Source organism: Streptomyces sp. NPDC059853, from assembly GCF_042731495.1.
Classification (GTDB): domain Bacteria; phylum Actinomycetota; class Actinomycetes; order Streptomycetales; family Streptomycetaceae; genus Streptomyces.
Window position 1 is genome coordinate 1 of the sequence record NZ_JBHWJL010000104.1, and the last position, 16,642, is coordinate 16,642.

Sequence of the window (16,642 nt, forward strand, 5' to 3'; positions counted from 1 at the left end):
TTCTCACCCCCCCACGCCCCCACCCTGTTTGTCAATTTGTGGGGTGGGCTGTTTTTTTTGAATTCGCGCCGGCGCCGGGGGGGGCCCGTCACCCCGCGGTTTGTGGGGTCGGCCCCCGGCCCGTGCGCGCGGAGCGGATCAGCGCCGGCCGCTGCTGACGTGGTCGAGCACCGCCCGCGCGTCGTCCTCGAGACGCGGGCCCGCCAGCCAGGTGCTCTCCATCGGGCCGATGGAGTTCACCGAGATCAGCCGGGGCTCGTTGTCCGCGTCCCAGCGGATCCAGGGGCCGCCGGAGGAGCCGCCGGTCATGGTGCAGCCGGCCCAGTACATGCCCGGCATCGAGCTGTCCAGGGACAGCCGGGAGGGGGTGTCGGTGCAGTTGTACATCAGGTTGCCGTCGTAGGGATCGGCGGCCGGGAAGCCGTAGAGGGTGACGTCGCCGAGGCCGGAGACGGCCGGGGCGTCGAAGTCGATCTCCACGGCGTTGCCGACGGTCTCCTCCAGGGACTGGGTGGAGCCGTTCTCGTTCTCGACCTCCAGGATGGCGAAGTCGCCGTGCGCGCCGCCGCCGCCCATCGCCGTGCCGTTGTCGATCCAGTACTGGGTGGTGGAGACGTAGTCGGCCCAGTAGATGCCGTAGGGGGCCATCTCCTCGAACGGGGTGCTGTACGGGTCGGTCGCGCCGTTGTTGTTGAAGGCAGGGACGAAGGCGATGTTCCGGAACCAGCCACCCTCGGTTCCGGCGTGCACGCAGTGGCCGGCGGTGGCGACGAGGTTGGACTGACCGGGCTTGGCCGGGTCCTTCACGACCGTGCCGGAGCACACCATGGAGCCCTCGGGGGTGTCGAAGAACACCTTGCCGATCGGGGCCGCGTTGTCGGTGTACGGGAAGGCCACCTGCTGCGCTTCGACCGGCAGCGGCTCGACGTCGGTGATGCCCCGGTCGGCCTGCGGGTCGTCGCTCTCCGGAGGGTTGACGTCCTCCTCGATCTCGGTCTCGTCGATCGCCTGGTCGGGGTCCTGGGCCTCCTCCATGCGGTCGGAGTCCCACAGGCCCTCGATGACCGGGTTGATGAACTCACCGATGTCGCGCATCCACTTGTCGGTGTCCCAGTCTTCCCAGCCGCCGTTGATCCAGGCTTCGACGTCGACGTCGAAGGGCAGGTTGTCGAGCAGGTCCTGCATCTGGCCGCCGTCGCTGGGCTTGGCGTCGGTGCTGGGCTCGTCGTCGCCGTTGCACGCGCTGACGGTGAGCGCGAGCGCGGCCGCCATGGCCGTGGCGGCCAGGGCGGTACGGCGGCGTCCGAGCCGCCCGCGTATCGAAGACATGGGTGAACTCCCCCGGAGTTGTGCCTGAGTGCGGCTTGTCATGTGCCCCGCCATGGTGCGGGAGCGTTCTCACACTATGCCGGTGCATCCCAGGACGGCGGTCATGGGGTCCCCGGTTCCGGCCACGCCGTGGCGGCGTTGCGCGGTGCTTCGTGCAAAGGATCTTGATACAGGCCGTTATCGCGCGGCGGCCGCGTCGTTACTCCCTATGCGGCGGGATGCCGCAGACATGACACACCCCCCATGGCCGAAGGAGGGAGGCGCGGCGGCTCACTCCGGCCAGCGCGCGCCGTACCCCGATGACCGCACGCCCCCGCCCGGAGCCCAGCCCGGCCCGCGAGCGTCAGCCGGTGCGCCGGCGGCTGGCCCGGCTCGTCGAGCCGGCGATCCCGGGACACCGCCGTCCCGCCGCCTCCGAGAACGGACCGGGCACCGCCGCCCTCCCGCCGGCCGTCGCCACCGGCGATCCGCTGGAGCAGCCCGATCCCGAACTGGCCGCCGACGCGGCGGGCATCGAGAACCTGCTGCGCTGCTGGGTGCGCGAAACCGGCCTGGAGCGCCCCGCCGACCACGAACTGCGGGTGCCGCTGGCCGCCTCCGGCACCGCCCTGCGGGTACCGGTGCGCTACTGGTCGCCCACCGGCTGGCACCGGTTCGGCCTCCCCGTCCTCGACGGCGCCCCGCACGACGCGCCCCCGCTCGACGCCACCGCCCTCGCCGCGCTGCTGGCCCGGGAGAGCGGCGCCGGACCGCGCGCGGCACGCGGAGTCCGCGAGGCGGTCGCCCTGGTCGGTCGGGTCGCCGACTCCGTCCAGCGCACCGCCGTCTTCCTCGCCGACCGCCGCACCGCACCCGGCCCCGCCGACCACCGCGACGCCTTCCTCGAAGCCGAACAGGCCCTGCTCCTCGGCCATCCGCTGCACCCCACCCCCAAGAGCCGCGAGGGGCTGGCCGGCGCCGACGCCCGCCGGTACTCCCCGGAGCTGCGCGGCTCCTTCCCGCTGCACTGGCTGGCCGTCGACCGGGCGCTGCTGGCCACCGACTCCGCCTGGCACGACGGCGAGGGCACCCCCGTCCCCGCCGCCGAACTGGCCGGCCGGCTGGCCGGCGCCGCGCTCCCGCTGCCCCGGGACACCGCCCCCCTGCCCCTGCACCCCTGGCAGGCCCGCGACATCCTGCACCGCCCGGCCGTCGCCGCGCTGCTGGCCGCCGGCGCCCTGCACGACCTGGGCGAACACGGCGCGCCCTGGCACCCGACCTCCTCGGTACGGACCGTCCACCGGCCCGGCGCCCCCTTCATGCTCAAGCTCTCGCTCGGACTCAGCATCACCAACTCCCGCCGCGAGAACCTCCGCAAGGAACTGCACCGCGGCGTCGAGGTGCACCGGCTGCTGGGCACCGGACTCGGCGCACAGTGGCGCGCGGCCTTCCCCGACGGCCCCGGCTTCGACATCGTCCGCGACCCCGCCTACCTCGCCGTGGACGATCCCTCCGGCACGCCGGTCCCCGGCCTGGACACCCTGCTGCGGCACAACCCCTTCACCCCCGGGGACGACCCGGTGTGCCTGGCGGGTCTCACCGCACCGCGCCCCTGGCCGGGCATCGCCCCCGCCCGGCTGCGCTCCCGGCTCGCCGACACCGTCACCACCCTCGCCGAGCGCACCGGCCGCGGCGTCCCCTCGATCGCCGCCGAGTGGTTCCTGCGCTACCTCCAGACCGTGGTGCGCCCCATCCTGTGGCTGGACGCCCAGGCCGGCGTGGCCCTGGAGGCCCACCAGCAGAACACCCTGGTGCTGCTGGACGCCGAGGGCTGGCCGGTGGGCGGCCGGTACCGCGACAATCAGGGCTACTACTTCCGCGAGTCGGCCCGGGACGCCCTCGACCGGCGGCTGCCCGGCGTCGGCGAGCTGTCCGACACCTTCGTCGGCGACGAGGTGACCGACGAACGGTTCGCGTACTACCTCGGCATCAACAACGTGCTCGGCCTGATCGGCGCCTTCGGCTCCCAGCGGCTGGCCGACGAAGCGCTCCTGCTGGCCGCCTTCCGCCGCTTCCTCGGCGGCCTGGCCACCGCAGAACCCGGACAGCCGGTCTCCCGGCTCGCCGCGCATCTCCTGGACAGCGCCACCCTGCGCTGCAAGGCCAATCTGCTCACCCGGCTGCACGGCCTGGACGAACTGGTCGGTCCTGTGGACGGCCAGTCCGTGTACGTCACGGTCCCCAACCCCCTCACCACCTGCTAGGAGGCGCCGTGGCCATCCGCGAACCCGGCTGCGAGGACACCCTCGAACTGGAGCTGCCGCGCCCCGCCGACTACGCCGCGCCCGTCGGTGCGGTCGGCGCGTGGGGGCCGGCCGTCACAGCGGGTGGACTGTTCCGGCTGCTCCCGGTGGACCCGCGGCGCGATCTGGCGCTGCTGGCCGGCTGGATGAACGACCCGGTGGTGGACCGCTGGTGGGCGCTGGCCGGACCGCGGGAGCGCACCGCCGCGCACATCGGCGCCCAGCTCGCCGGGGACGGCCGCAGCGTGCCGTGCCTCGGCCTGCTGGACGGCCGGCCGATGAGCTACTGGGAGGTCTACCGCGCCGACCTCGATCCGCTCGCCCGGCACTACCCGGCGGCGCCGCACGACATCGGGCTCCATCTGCTGATCGGCACCGGCCGGGACCGGGGCCGCGGCCTCGGCGCCGAACTGCTGCGCGCGGTCTCCGCCCTGGTGCTGCGGCACCACCCGCGCTGCGCCCGGATCGTCGCCGAGCCCGACGTCCGCAACGCGGCCTCCGTCGCGGCCTTCCGGGCGGCCGGCTTCCGCAAGACGGCGGAGGCCGACCTGCCGGACAAGCGCGCCGCGATCATGCTCCGGGACCGCTGAGCGCGGAGCTTCGCCGTCCCCCGTCCCCGACCGAGGAGTTCCCTTGCCCATATCCGAAGCGGCCTGGAACGACGCCGCGCGACACCTGCTCGCCAAGATGCTCGGCGAGTTCGCCTACGAGGGGATCATCACCCCGGACCCCGACCCCGAGCACGGCCCGGACGCCTACCGGCTGCCGGTCACCCCCGGTACCGTCCACCGCTTCCGGGCCGCCCGGGGCGCCTACGGCCACTGGCGGGTCGACCCCGGCTCGCTGCCCGCCGGCGCCGACCCGCTCTCCTTCGTCGCCGACGGCCACAGCACCGTTCTCGGGCTGAGCGGCGACACACTCGGCCATCTGCTGCGCGAACTCACCGCCACCCTCGCCGCCGACGTGGTGCTCGCCGAGAACGCCCTGACCGCCGCCGAACTCGCCGACCTCGACTACGGGGCCCTGGAGGGCCATCAGAGCGGGCACCCCTGGCTGGTCGCCAACAAGGGCCGGGTCGGATTCTCCGCCGCCGACGCCGCCCAGTGGGCGCCCGAGGCCCGCAGCCCGCGCGCCCTGCCGTGGCTCGCGGTCCACCGCGACCTGGCCCGCTACCGCGGCGTCCCGGACCTGGCCGACCCCGGGACGCTGTACGCCGAGGAACTGTCCGCGCCGGTGCGCCGCGCCTTCGCCGAGACCGTCGCCGGGGCCGGCCGGGAGCCCGCCGACTATCTGTGGCTCCCGGTCCACCCCTGGCAGTGGGACGAGACCATCGCCCCGCTGTACGCCCCGCAACTCGCCACCGGGCAGCTGATCGAACTGCCCAGCGACGGCGAACTGCGGCTGCCGCAGCAGTCCATCAGAACGTTCCTCAACGTCAGCCGGCCCACCGGCCGCAGCGTGAAACTGCCGCTGTCCATCCTCAACACCCTGGTGTTCCGCGGGCTCCCCACCGAACGGACGCTGGCCGCGCCCGCCGTCACCCGCTGGATCCACGCGCTGCGCGACACCGACCCGTACCTCGCCGAGACCCGGGTCATCCTGCTCGGCGAGACGGCCTCGGTGACCGTCGCCCACCCGCTGTACGACCGGCTGCCCCAGGTGCCGTACCAGTTCCGTGAACTGCTGGGGTGCATCTGGCGCGAGCCGATCGGGCCGCAGCTGGCGGCGGGCGAGCGGGCCAGGACGCTGGCGGCGCTGCTCCAGCGCGGCCGGGACGGCCGGGCCCTGACGGCGGAACTGGTGGACCGCTCCGGACTGGCCCCCGGCGACTGGCTGCGGCGGCTCTTCGGCGCCCTGCTGCCGCCGCTGCTGCACTTCCTCTACCGGTACGGCACGGTCTTCTCGCCGCACGGGGAGAACGCGATCGTGGTCTTCGACGAGCGGGAGGTACCGGTACGGCTGGCGGTGAAGGACTTCGTGGACGACGTGAACCTCAGCGCCGATCCGCTGCCGGAGTTCGCCGGCATCCCCGAGGAGGTGCGCTCGGTCCTGCTCACCGAGCCGCCGCACTTCCTGCCGCAGTTCATCCACTCCGGGCTGTTCGTCGGGGTGTTCCGGTACCTGGCACCGCTGTGCGAGGAACAGCTCGGGGTGCCGGAGGACGACTTCTGGTCACTCGTACGGGCGGAGATTCTCCGGTACCAGCGGCGCTTCCCCGAGCTGAAGAACCGTTTCGACACCTTCGATCTGCTGGCCCCGCGGATCCAGCGGCTGTGCCTGAACCGCAACCGGCTGCATCTGGACGGTTACCGGGACCGTGCGGAGCGTCCGCACGCCGCGATCGAGGGCACCGTGGCCAACCCGCTGCACGCGGGCTGAGGCCGAGGAACGACGGCGGTGTCAGTGGCGCCGCGTAAGGTGGCTGGCCTATGACTGTCACATCCGGGGGGCCGGCCCTCACCGACCTGCTGCACGCTGCTGTGACCGCCGTCGGCGGCAGCGAGCGGCCCGGCCAAGTCGCGATGGCGCAGGCCGTCGCGGAAGCGATCCACGGCGGCACGCATCTGCTGGCGCAGGCGGGCACCGGCACCGGGAAGTCCCTGGGCTACCTGGTGCCCGCGCTCGCCGGGGGCGACCGGGTCGTCGTGGCCACCGCCACGCTCGCCCTCCAGCGGCAGCTGGTGGAGCGCGACCTCCCCCGCACGGTGGAGGCGCTGCGTCCGCTGCTGCGCCGCCGCCCGGAGTTCGCCACCCTCAAGGGGCGGGCCAACTATCTGTGTCTGCACCGGCTGCACGAGGGCGTGCCGCAGGAGGAGGACCAGGGCCTGTTCGACCCCTTCGAGGCGGCCGAGCGGTCCGGCGGGGCCAGCAGCAAGCTCGGCAAGGACCTGCTGCGCCTGCGGGACTGGGCGGACGAGTCGGAGACCGGCGACCGGGACGAGCTGACACCCGGGGTGTCGGACCGGGCCTGGTCGCAGGTCTCGGTCTCCTCGCGCGAATGCCTGGGCGCGAGCAAGTGCGCCTACGGCGCGGAGTGCTTCGCCGAGGCCGCCCGGGAGCGCGCCAAGGTCGCCGATGTCATCGTCACCAACCACGCGCTGCTGGCGATCGACGCGATCGAGGGCGCCCCGGTCCTGCCGGGCCACGAGGTGCTGATCGTGGACGAGGCGCACGAGCTGGTGTCCCGGGTCACCGGGGTGGCCACCGGCGAGCTGAACCCGGGCAGTGTCGGCCGGGCGGTGCGCCGGGCCGCCAAGATCGTGGACGAGAAGGCGGCGGACGCGATGCTCACCGCGTCCGAGACCTTCGAACGGCTGATGGACGTGGCCGAGCCCGGGCGGCTGACCGAGCTGCCCGAGGATCTGGCGTACGCCCTGGTGGCGCTGCGCGATGCCGCCCGGACGGTGATCACGGCGCTCGGCGCCACCCGGGACGCTGCGCTGAGCGACGAGGACGCGGTGCGCAAGCAGGCGCTCGCCTCCGTGGAGCATGTCCACGAGGTGGCCGAACGCCTGGTGGAGTCGTCGGAGTTCGATGTCATCTGGTGCGAACGGCACGAGCGGTACGGTGCCTCGCTGCGGGTCGCCCCGCTGTCGGTGTCGGGGCTGCTGCGGGAGAAGCTGTTCACCGAGCGGTCGGTGGTGCTGACCTCGGCCACCCTCAAGCTGGGCGGGGACTTCAACGGGGTGGGCGCCTCGCTGGGGCTCGCGCCGGAGGGGGCGCACGGCGAGGAGTTCCCGGAGTGGAAGGGCCTGGATGTGGGCTCACCCTTCGACTACCCCAAGCAGGGCATCCTCTATGTGGCCAAGCATCTGGCGACCCCGGGCCGGGAGGGCGGCCGGGCGGACATGCTGGAGGAGCTGGCCGGGCTGATCGAGGCGGCGGGCGGGCGCACCCTGGGTCTTTTCTCCTCCATGCGCGCGGCCCAGGCCGCGGCCGAGGAACTGCGCGGCCGGCTGGAGATGCCGATCCTGCTGCAGGGCGAGGAGACCCTGGGCGAGCTGATCCGGACCTTCGCCGAGGACGAGCCGACCTGTCTGTTCGGCACGCTGTCGCTGTGGCAGGGCGTCGATGTGCCGGGCCCCAGCTGTCAGTTGGTGGTGATGGACCGCATTCCGTTCCCACGGCCCGACGATCCGCTGCTCAGCGCGCGGCAGAAGGCCGTGGAGGAGGCGGGCGGCAATGGGTTCATGGCGGTGGCCGCGACCCATGCGGCGCTGCTGATGGCGCAGGGCGCGGGCCGGCTGGTGCGGGCGACGGGGGACCGCGGTGTGGTGGCGGTCCTGGATCCCCGGCTGGCCAAGGCCCGCTACGGAAGCTTCCTGCGGGCCTCGATGCCCGACTTCTGGACGACCACGGACCGGAATCAGGTCCGGCGCTCCCTGGCGGCGATCGACGCGGCAGCGCGGAAGGCTGCCGCGTCCTGACGGCACCGGGGAGGGAGGGAGAAGGGTGGTGCGGCGCGGGCTCGCTCAGACGCGCCGCATGACGGCGACGACCTTGCCCAGGATGGTCGCCTCGTCCCCGGCGATGGGCTGGTAGGCGGGGTTGTGCGGCAGCAGCCAGACCTGGCCGTCCTCCCGCCGGAAACGCTTGACGGTGGCCTCGCCGTCCAGCATGGCGGCCACGATGTCGCCGTTCTCCGCGACCGGCTGGCGGCGGACGGTGACCCAGTCGCCATCGCAGATGGCCGCCTCGATCATGGAGTCGCCGACCACCTTCAGGACGAACAGCTCTCCGTCGCCGACGAGCTGCCGGGGGAGCGGGAAGACGTCCTCGACCGACTCCTCGGCGAGGATCGGGCCACCGGCGGCGATCCGGCCGACCAGGGGCACGTAGGAGGCGGCCGGCTTGCCCGCGGTGTCGGCGGGGGGCGGGGTGGGGGTCTCGGCGCCCCGTACCTCGTAGGCGCGCGGCCGGTGCGGGTCGCGGCGCAGGAAGCCCTTGCGCTCCAGGGCCATCAGCTGGTGCGCCACCGAGGAGGTGCTGGAGAGCCCCACGGCCTGGCCGATCTCCCGCATGGACGGCGGGTAGCCGCGCCGCTGCACCGAGTCACGGATCACCTCGATCACCCGCCGCTGGCGGTCGGTGAGCCCCGAGCTGTCGGCCCGGATGCCCGGCGGGCGCCCCGGCAGCGACCGTGCGGCGCTGCTGTCCGGGCGCAGGCTCGCTCCGTGGGGTGCCGAAAGCCGGTCCTGGCGGCGCTCGGCGGCGGTGATGGCGTCGTCTGCTGCGGTGGTCATGTCGGCCCCTTCGTGGTGGTACTCCCTAGTCAGACAACGGTAGTTGCTATCGAAAGGTTGCGCCAAACGCACGTTCGAGTGAAATATCGCTGATCAGCTGACGTGCCCGGCCGCTGCGGTGTATGCGACGGCAACCGGTCACAGGCTGATGCGATAGCCTCCCATGCGCGCGCCCGGCGCGCACCGTCGCCCACCCCCGCCCGTCCGCGTCCGCCACCCGACACGCGGCCCGGGGGTCCTCGCGCCTCAACCCTAGATCTAGTGGTTTGATAAGCGACGGCATCCCACAAGTTGTGGTCCCCGGTCATCGCCGACGCGGAGGATCGCCTATGCTGGGGAGTGCTCAGGGGGTACGCCAGTGGCCCCCGTGAGGGCTGATGAGCCATGTCGGAGAGCAGCTGGCGAGCACGCTGCGTCATCGCGGCCGGAGGAAGGGAGAGGCGGCATGCACTGCCCCTTCTGCAGGCACCCCGACAGCCGGGTCGTCGACAGCCGCACCGCGGACGACGGCGCGCTGATCCGCCGGCGCCGCCAGTGCCCGAGCTGTTCGCGGCGCTTCACCACGGTGGAGACCGCCTCGCTCATGGTCATCAAACGCAGCGGCGTCACCGAGCCCTTCAGCCGCACCAAGGTCATCGCCGGGGTGCGCAAGGCGTGCCAGGGCCGTCCCGTCACCGAGGACGCCCTAGCCCTGCTCGGCCAGCGCGTGGAGGAGGCCGTCCGGGCCACCGGCAGCGCCGAACTCTCCACGCACGACGTCGGACTCGCCATACTCGGCCCGCTCCGCGAGCTGGACCTGGTGGCCTACCTGCGCTTCGCGTCCGTCTACCGGGCGTTCGACTCGCTGGAGGACTTCGAGGCGGCCATCGCGGAGCTGCGCGGACCGGAGCCGGCCGAGACCGGCGCCGACGGCGCCCCGGGCCACGACAACCAGGTCACGGTGCCGCCCGCCGCCGGATGAGCGGCGCCCCGCACCGTGACCCCCACAGGCCGGCCGGAGCGCACTGCCGCGCCCGGCCAGGAGAACAGACACACGTGACCGAGGAACGATCCGGTCGCACCAGGGCCTTGTGCCCGACAGGGAGGCGGAATGACTGAGACGACGAGCGGCCCGGCACGCGGTGGCTCGCGCGCCAAGGGCGGCAAGGGCACCGGAGGCAAGGCCGGCAAGGGGCTGCGGGTCGAACGCGTCCACACCACCCCCGGCGTGCACCCCTACGACGAGGTGGTCTGGGAGCGCCGTGACGTCGTCATGACCAACTGGCGCGACGGCTCGGTCAACTTCGAGCAGCGTGGCGTCGAGTTCCCCGACAGCTGGTCGGTGAACGCGGTCAACATCGTCACCAGCAAGTACTTCCGCGGTGCCGTCGGCACGCCCCAGCGCGAGACGAGCCTCAAGCAGCTCATCGACCGGGTGGTGCGCACCTACCGCGAGGCCGGCGAGAAGCACGGCTACTTCGCCTCCCCGGCCGACGCCGAGATCTTCGAGCACGAGCTGGCCTACGCCCTGCTGCACCAGATCTTCAGCTTCAACTCCCCGGTGTGGTTCAACGTCGGCACCGCGCAGCCCCAGCAGGTCAGCGCCTGCTTCATCCTGTCCGTCGACGACTCGATGGAGTCGATCCTCGACTGGTACAAGGAAGAGGGCATGATCTTCAAGGGCGGCTCCGGCGCCGGCCTGAACCTCTCCCGGATCCGCTCCTCCAAGGAACTGCTCTCCTCCGGCGGCAACGCCTCGGGACCGGTCTCCTTCATGCGCGGCGCGGACGCCTCCGCCGGCACCATCAAGTCGGGCGGTGCCACCCGCCGGGCCGCCAAGATGGTGGTGCTGGACGTGGACCACCCGGACGTGGAGGCCTTCATCGAGACCAAGGTGAAGGAGGAGGAGAAGATCCGGGCGCTGCGCGACGCCGGCTTCGACATGGACCTGGGCGGCGACGACATCACGTCGGTGCAGTACCAGAACGCCAACAACTCGGTGCGGGTCAACGACACGTTCATGCGGGCGGTGGAGAGAGGTGGGAAGTTCGCTCTCAAGGCCCGGCTGACCGGCGAGACGGTCGAGGAGGTCGACGCCCGCGCCCTGTTCCGCAAGATGGCGGAGGCCGCCCACGCCTGTGCCGACCCGGGGATCCAGTACGACGACACGATCAACCACTGGCACACCTCGCCGGAGTCCGGCCGCATCAGCGCCTCGAACCCGTGCAGCGAGTACATGCACCTGGACAACTCCTCGTGCAACCTGGCCTCGCTGAACCTGATGAAGTTCCTGCGCGACGACGACCAGGGGCACCAGTCCTTCGACGTCGAGCGCTTCGTCAAGGTCGTCGAGCTGGTCATCACGGCGATGGATATCTCCATCTGCTTCGCCGACTTCCCCACCCACAAGATCGGCGAGACCACCCGCGCCTTCCGCCAGCTGGGCATCGGCTACGCCAACCTGGGCGCCCTGCTGATGGCCACCGGCCACGCCTACGACTCGGACGGCGGCCGGGCGCTGGCCGGCGCGATCACCTCGCTGATGACCGGCACCTCCTACCGGCGCTCCGCCGAACTGGCCGCGATCGTCGGCCCGTACGAGGGATACGCGCGCAACGCCGAGGCGCACAACCGGGTCATGGAGCAGCACGCGCAGGCCAATGACGCGGCCCGCCGGATGGACGACCTGGACACCCCGGTCTGGGCGGCGGCCACCGAGGCGTGGCAGGACGTGCTGCGGCTGGGCGAGAAGAACGGTTTCCGCAACGCGCAGGCCTCGGTGCTGGCCCCCACCGGCACCATCGGCCTGATGATGGACTGCGACACCACGGGCATCGAGCCCGACCTGGCGCTGGTGAAGTTCAAGAAGCTGGTCGGCGGCGGGTCGATGCAGATCGTGAACAACACCGTGCCCAAGGCGCTGAAGCGGCTCGGCTACCAGCCCGAGCAGATCGAGGCGATCGTCGCGCACATCGCCGAGCACGGCAACGTGGTGGACGCGCCCGGGCTGCGGACCGAGCACTACGAGGTCTTCGACTGCGCCATGGGCGAGCGCGCCATCTCGCCGATGGGGCACGTGCGGATGATGGCCGCCGCGCAGCCGTTCCTGAGCGGGGCGATCTCCAAGACGGTCAACATGCCGAGCACCTCGACCGTCGACGACGTGGCGGAGATCTACCTCCAGGGCTGGAAGCTGGGCACCAAGGCGCTGGCCGTCTACGTGGAGAACAGCAAGGTCGGCCAGCCGCTGTCGGCGAAGAAGACCACCACGCAGGAGAAGGAGGCCCCGGCCGCCGCGGCCGAGCCGGAGAAGGTGGTCGAGTACCGCCCGGTCCGCAAGCGGCTGCCGAAGGGGCGGCCCGGCATCACCACCTCGTTCACGGTGGGCGGCGCCGAGGGCTACATGACCGCCAATTCGTACCCGGACGACGGCCTGGGCGAGGTCTTCCTGAAGATGTCCAAGCAGGGCTCCACGCTCGCCGGGATGATGGACGCCTTCTCCATCGCCGTCTCGGTCGGTCTGCAGTACGGCGTCCCGCTGGAGACCTACGTCTCGAAGTTCACCAACATGCGCTTCGAGCCGGCCGGCATGACGGACGACCAGGACGTGCGGATGGCGCAGTCCATCGTGGACTACATCTTCCGCCGGCTGGCGCTGGACTTCCTGCCCTTCGAGACCCGGTCGGCCCTGGGCATCCACACGGCGGCCGAGCGCCAGCGGCACCTGGACACCGGCTCCTACGAGCCGGTCGAGGACGACCTGGACATCGAGGCGCTGTCCCAGTCCGCGCCGCGCGGCACGGACACCAGCCCGCCGCGCCCCGAGCCCGAGGTGGCGGCCGAGGAGCGCCCCGCGCCGCGTGAGGCGCACAGCTCCACGGAGCTGCTGGAGATGCAGCTGGGCCTGAACGCGGACGCCCCGCTGTGTCTGTCGTGCGGCACCAAGATGCGCCGGGCCGGCAGCTGCTACCTGTGCGAGGGCTGCGGCTCCACCAGCGGCTGCAGCTGATCCGTCCCGGGGCCGGGGAGGAACCGTCCGGCGGTTCTTCCCCGGCCCCGTCGTGCCGCGGCGCACCATGGGGGGATGGAGGCGAGCAGCGGTGCGATCGTGGTGACCGGGGGGACGGGGACGCTGGGCCGTCAGGTGGTGCGGCGGCTGCTGGAGGACGAGTACGAGGTGCGGGTGCTCAGCCGGCGTCCGCATCCGCGGGCCGATCGCACGCCCCGGGAGTGGGCGGTGGGTGACCTGGCCACCGGCACCGGTCTGGACGCGGCGCTGGAGGGCGCCGCGACGGTGGTGCACTGCGCCAGCGCTCCGGCGAAGGACGACACGGTGGCCACCCGCCATCTGGTGGAGGCGGCGCTGCGCGGTGCCCGGCCGCATCTGGTGTACATCTCGATCGTGGGCGTGGACCGGGTGCCGCTGGGCTACTACCGGCACAAGCTGGCGTGCGAGCGGATCGTGGCGGAATCGGGGCTCCCGTGGACCACGCTGCGGGCCACCCAGTTCCACGATCTGATCGCCCGGCTGACGACGGTGCAGCGGCTCTCGCCCGTGGTGTGGACACTGGGCGGGGACACGCGGGTGCAGCCGGTGGACGTGCGGGAGGTGGGCGATCGGCTCGCGGAGCTGGCGGTGGGGGAGCCGGCCGGACGGGTGGCCGACTTCGGCGGGCCGCAGGTGCGCGCGCTGCGGGAGCTGGCGGCTCTGACGGCGCGGGCCCGGGGATGGCACCGGCCGGTGCTGCCGGTGCGGCTCCCGGGGAAGGTCGTGCGGGCGGTGCGCCGGGGCGGGTTGCTCACGCCGGAGCACGCGCAGGGGCGCGGCACCTTCGAGGAGTTCCTGATGCGGCGGGGCGGGATGCGGTAAGGGTCCCCCGGATGGCCGTACGATGGCGCGGTGCTGGTCAAGTGGACACGCTGCACCGTGATCGACCGAAGCGGCTTTCACCGGGGGCAACAGGAGTGGGCCGTGCTGCCCCGTGAGCCGGGTTTCCGGGGGCAGGGCGGTGGCTGGAGCCGGCGGGAGCCGGGGGTGGTGCACCTGTTCGCCTTCTGGGAGAGCCGTGCGCTGTACGACTCCTTCATGGTGAACGCCCACGACCGTATCGCGGCAGGTCAGCGCGACAGTTACCGGGACCCGGTGGTGCGGCTGTTCGAGTACCGCTTCGATGTGAAGATGGGCTTCGAGCCGCGGTTCACGGATGCCGATCTGCTGCGGGTGGCGCACTGCACCGTGCACGAGGACCGGGCCGAGCACTTCGCGCTGATGCAGGAGCGGGTGTGGAACCCGGCGATGGCCGGCTCGCCCGGCATGCTGCGCGGGGTGTTCGCGGAAGCGGCCGACGAGCACGCGTTCCTGGTGCTGTCGATGTGGAACTCCTCGGCCGAACGCGCCAAGTACCGGGCGGATCGCGTGGAGCGGCTGGGGGTGCGGGCACAGACGGGTGACGACATCGCCTCGCTCACCGGTGATGTCATCGATGTGGAGCCGTCCTGGACGGTCTGAGCCGTTCGCGGCCCGGCGCGAACTAGGCTGACCGTATGGCACAGCCCAGGCGCATCGTTCTGCTCCGGCACGGAGAGTCACAGGGTAACTACGACGACTCGGTCTACGAGCGCGTCCCCGATCACGCTCTGGAGCTGACGGAGCGGGGCCGCCGGCAGGCGGTGGATGCCGGCGCGCGGCTGCGGGCGGTCTTCGGCGACGAGGGGGTGTCGGCGTATGTGTCCCCCTACCGGCGCACACTCCAGACGTTCCAGTTGCTGGGCCTGGACCCGACGCTGGTGCGGGTGCGCGAGGAACCCCGGTTGCGGGAGCAGGACTGGGGGAACTGGCAGGACCGGGAGGACGTGCGCCGGCAGAAGCGGGCGCGGGACGCGTACGGGCACTTCTTCTACCGCTTCGCGCAAGGTGAGTCGGGCGCGGATGTGTACGACCGGGTGGGCGCCTTCCTGGAGAGTCTGTGGCGCAGCTTCGAGTCGCCCGATCACCCGCCGAACGTGCTGCTGGTGACGCACGGGCTGACCATGCGGCTGTTCTGCATGCGCTGGCTGCACTGGTCGGTGGCCGAGTTCGAGTCGCTGTCCAACCCGGGGAACGGCGAGACCAGGGAACTGCGTCTGGGCCGCAACGGGCGCTACCACCTGGACCGGCCCTTCGAGCACTGGCACACCCCTGAACTCCCTTTCGAGAGCGCGGGAACGCGCCCTCCGAACCGTCGCTGACCTGGGCGCGGCCGACCCCTCGGTCGAGGCGGTGGCACGGCGGCCACTAGGCTGGGTGGTGTCATGGCGTACGAACCTCCTACTCATCGTGTCGAGCGGTCACTTCGCGCCACCACCGGGGCGCGGATCGTCGCCGGGGTGGACGAGGTCGGCCGCGGTGCCTGGGCGGGACCGGTCACGGTGTGCGCCGCCGTCACCGGGCTGCGCCGTCCGCCGGAGGGGCTGACGGACTCCAAGCTGCTGACCCCGGCCCGCCGGGTGGCACTGGCCGAGGTGCTCAGCGGCTGGGTGACCGCCCACGCGCTCGGGCACGCCTCGGCGCAGGAGATCGACGCCCTGGGGATGACCGCCGCGCTGCGGCTGGCCGCGGTGCGGGCCCTGGAGGGGCTGCCGGAGCGCCCCGACGCGGTGATCCTGGACGGCAAGCACGACTATCTGGGCGCTCCCTGGCAGGTCCGCACGGTGATCAAGGGCGATCTGTCCTGTGTGTCGGTGGCCGCCGCCTCGGTCATCGCCAAGGTCACCCGGGACGGGATGCTGGCCGAACTGGCCGGGGAGCACCCCGCGTTCGGCTTCGACAGCAATGCCGGCTACCCCTCCCCGGTGCACCGGGCGGCTCTGGAGGAGCAGGGACCGACCGAGCACCATCGTCGTTCCTGGGCCTATCTGGACCAGTTGCCGCGGTGGCGCCATCTGAAGCTGCCCCCGCACCGGGAAGCCCTGGAGCGGACGTCTCCCCTGGAGGACGCGGGCCAACTCGGCTTCTTCTGACGGGCACGGTCCTCACCCCTGCACGGCCAGGACCAGGGGCAGGACCGCGGTGGCCCCGGCGCGGCGCAGCAAGCGGGCGGCCATGGCCAGGGTCCAGCCGGATTCGGTGGAGTCGTCGACCAGCAGCACGGGCCCGCCGGCCGCGCGCAGGGCCTCGGTCAGCGGGGCCGGCAGTTCCAGGGAGCCGTGCAGGGCACGCAGCCGCTGGGCGCTGTTGCCGGGTGCGGTCCGCCCGGGCTCCCCGGTGTGCCGCACGGTGCCCAGCAGCGGGAGGCGGCCCACGGTGGCGATGCGTTCGCCGAGGGAATGCACCAGCCGCGGCCGGGTGCGGGAATCGAGGACGACGACCCCGACCGGCCGGGGCGTGGCGCCGGGCTCACCCGCGGCCCAGCCGCCGGGGCCTTTCGCCCAGTCCGCCAGCACGGTGACCACGGCGTGTGCCACGTCGTCGGGCACCGGTGTGTCGGGGGCGCCGGGGGCGAGCAGCGGGCGCAGCCGGTTGCCCCAGCCGATGTCGGAGAGCCGGCCCAGCGCCCTGCCGGTGGCGGCCTGTTCCTCGGGCGGGATGCGGCCCTTGAGGTCGAGACCGATCGAGGGCAGCCCGGTGGGCCACATGCGGCGCGGTTCCACCGCGGTGCCGGGCCGGGAAAGCTCGCCGTGCGCGGCGGCCAGCGCGTCCGGTGCGACGACCGCGTCGAACCGGGCGCCGGCGCAGTTGTCGCACCGGCCGCAGGGGGTGGCCTCCGGGTCGTCGAGCTGGCCGCGCAGGAACTCCATCCGGCAGCCGGCCGCCGTGACGTAGTCCCGCAT

General features: G+C 72.5%; 12 protein-coding genes and 1 pseudogene. 10 read left to right on the top strand and 3 right to left on the bottom strand.

Features of this window, described 5'->3' with window-relative positions; translation table 11 throughout:
• Nucleotides 1-138: 138 nt before the first annotated feature.
• Entirely contained in the window at nt 139-1,329 is a 1,191-nt protein-coding gene (locus tag ACFV5N_RS13820; RefSeq protein ID WP_385598444.1) for a trypsin-like serine peptidase, read from the bottom strand.
• 299 nt (nt 1,330-1,628) lie between these two features.
• Here ACFV5N_RS13820 and ACFV5N_RS13825 point away from each other — a divergent pair, with 299 nt between their 5' ends.
• The 4 genes from ACFV5N_RS13825 (at nt 1,629) to ACFV5N_RS13840 (ending at nt 8,038) form a co-directional block, all read left to right on the top strand.
• Nucleotides 1,629-3,572 carry an IucA/IucC family protein gene (locus tag ACFV5N_RS13825; RefSeq protein WP_385598447.1) on the top strand — a complete coding sequence of 648 codons (1,944 nt, stop codon included), beginning with the start codon at nt 1,629-1,631 and terminating at the stop codon, nt 3,570-3,572.
• Between the two features lie 8 nt (nt 3,573-3,580).
• Nucleotides 3,581-4,201: a GNAT family N-acetyltransferase gene (locus ACFV5N_RS13830; protein WP_385598450.1), complete on the top strand. Its 621-nt coding sequence runs from the start codon at nt 3,581-3,583 to the stop codon at nt 4,199-4,201.
• Between the two features lie 97 nt (nt 4,202-4,298).
• The gene (locus ACFV5N_RS13835; RefSeq protein WP_385598474.1) at nt 4,299-5,990 is read left to right on the top strand and encodes an IucA/IucC family protein; all 1,692 of its coding nucleotides are present in this window, start codon (nt 4,299-4,301) and stop codon (nt 5,988-5,990) included.
• A 50-nt stretch (nt 5,991-6,040) separates the two neighbouring features.
• Nucleotides 6,041-8,038 (top strand): ATP-dependent DNA helicase, encoded by a 1,998-nt coding sequence (locus ACFV5N_RS13840; RefSeq protein ID WP_385598453.1) that lies wholly within the window; start codon nt 6,041-6,043, stop codon nt 8,036-8,038.
• A 45-nt stretch (nt 8,039-8,083) separates the two neighbouring features.
• Here ACFV5N_RS13840 and lexA read toward each other — a convergent pair whose 3' ends face one another.
• Complete coding sequence (lexA, locus tag ACFV5N_RS13845; RefSeq protein ID WP_385598456.1) at nt 8,084-8,854, bottom strand: transcriptional repressor LexA; 771 nt, start codon at nt 8,852-8,854, stop codon at nt 8,084-8,086.
• A gap of 445 nt (nt 8,855-9,299) precedes the next feature.
• Between lexA and nrdR the strand changes: the two genes are divergently transcribed.
• The 6 genes from nrdR (at nt 9,300) to ACFV5N_RS13875 (ending at nt 15,832) form a co-directional block, all read left to right on the top strand.
• Nucleotides 9,300-9,815, top strand: a complete 516-nt coding sequence (nrdR, locus tag ACFV5N_RS13850; RefSeq protein WP_385598459.1) for a transcriptional regulator NrdR — start codon at nt 9,300-9,302, stop codon at nt 9,813-9,815.
• Between the two features lie 129 nt (nt 9,816-9,944).
• The gene (locus tag ACFV5N_RS13855) at nt 9,945-12,842 is read left to right on the top strand and encodes a vitamin B12-dependent ribonucleotide reductase (RefSeq protein ID WP_385598461.1); all 2,898 of its coding nucleotides are present in this window, start codon (nt 9,945-9,947) and stop codon (nt 12,840-12,842) included.
• Nucleotides 12,843-12,917: 75 nt separating this feature from the next.
• Nucleotides 12,918-13,703 carry an SDR family oxidoreductase gene (locus ACFV5N_RS13860; RefSeq protein ID WP_385598464.1) on the top strand — a complete coding sequence of 262 codons (786 nt, stop codon included), beginning with the start codon at nt 12,918-12,920 and terminating at the stop codon, nt 13,701-13,703.
• A gap of 30 nt (nt 13,704-13,733) precedes the next feature.
• Nucleotides 13,734-14,342: a YdbC family protein gene (locus ACFV5N_RS13865; protein ID WP_385598466.1), complete on the top strand. Its 609-nt coding sequence runs from the start codon at nt 13,734-13,736 to the stop codon at nt 14,340-14,342.
• Between the two features lie 35 nt (nt 14,343-14,377).
• The gene (locus ACFV5N_RS13870) at nt 14,378-15,061 is read left to right on the top strand and encodes a histidine phosphatase family protein (protein WP_385598469.1); all 684 of its coding nucleotides are present in this window, start codon (nt 14,378-14,380) and stop codon (nt 15,059-15,061) included.
• 63 nt (nt 15,062-15,124) lie between these two features.
• A complete protein-coding gene (locus ACFV5N_RS13875) occupies nt 15,125-15,832 on the top strand; it encodes a ribonuclease HII (RefSeq protein ID WP_385598472.1) in 708 nt (235 codons plus the stop codon).
• A gap of 12 nt (nt 15,833-15,844) precedes the next feature.
• Here the strand turns inward: ACFV5N_RS13875 and ACFV5N_RS13880 are convergent.
• Nucleotides 15,845-16,642: pseudogene (locus ACFV5N_RS13880) on the bottom strand (recombinase RecQ); the annotation flags it as partial.

Excerpts from the sequence above, each read along its gene's own strand:
- ACFV5N_RS13820 (WP_385598444.1), bottom strand. The coding sequence starts at position 1,329 with ATGTCTTCGATACGCGGGCGGCTCGGACGCCGCCGTACCGCCCTGGCC.
- ACFV5N_RS13825 (WP_385598447.1), top strand. The coding sequence starts at position 1,629 with ATGACCGCACGCCCCCGCCCGGAGCCCAGCCCGGCCCGCGAGCGTCAG.
- ACFV5N_RS13835 (WP_385598474.1), top strand. The coding sequence starts at position 4,299 with ATGCTCGGCGAGTTCGCCTACGAGGGGATCATCACCCCGGACCCCGAC.
- ACFV5N_RS13840 (WP_385598453.1), top strand. The coding sequence starts at position 6,041 with ATGACTGTCACATCCGGGGGGCCGGCCCTCACCGACCTGCTGCACGCT.
- lexA (WP_385598456.1), bottom strand. The coding sequence starts at position 8,854 with ATGACCACCGCAGCAGACGACGCCATCACCGCCGCCGAGCGCCGCCAG.
- nrdR (WP_385598459.1), top strand. The coding sequence starts at position 9,300 with ATGCACTGCCCCTTCTGCAGGCACCCCGACAGCCGGGTCGTCGACAGC.
- ACFV5N_RS13855 (WP_385598461.1), top strand. The coding sequence starts at position 9,945 with ATGACTGAGACGACGAGCGGCCCGGCACGCGGTGGCTCGCGCGCCAAG.
- ACFV5N_RS13860 (WP_385598464.1), top strand. The coding sequence starts at position 12,918 with ATGGAGGCGAGCAGCGGTGCGATCGTGGTGACCGGGGGGACGGGGACG.
- ACFV5N_RS13870 (WP_385598469.1), top strand. The coding sequence starts at position 14,378 with ATGGCACAGCCCAGGCGCATCGTTCTGCTCCGGCACGGAGAGTCACAG.
- ACFV5N_RS13875 (WP_385598472.1), top strand. The coding sequence starts at position 15,125 with ATGGCGTACGAACCTCCTACTCATCGTGTCGAGCGGTCACTTCGCGCC.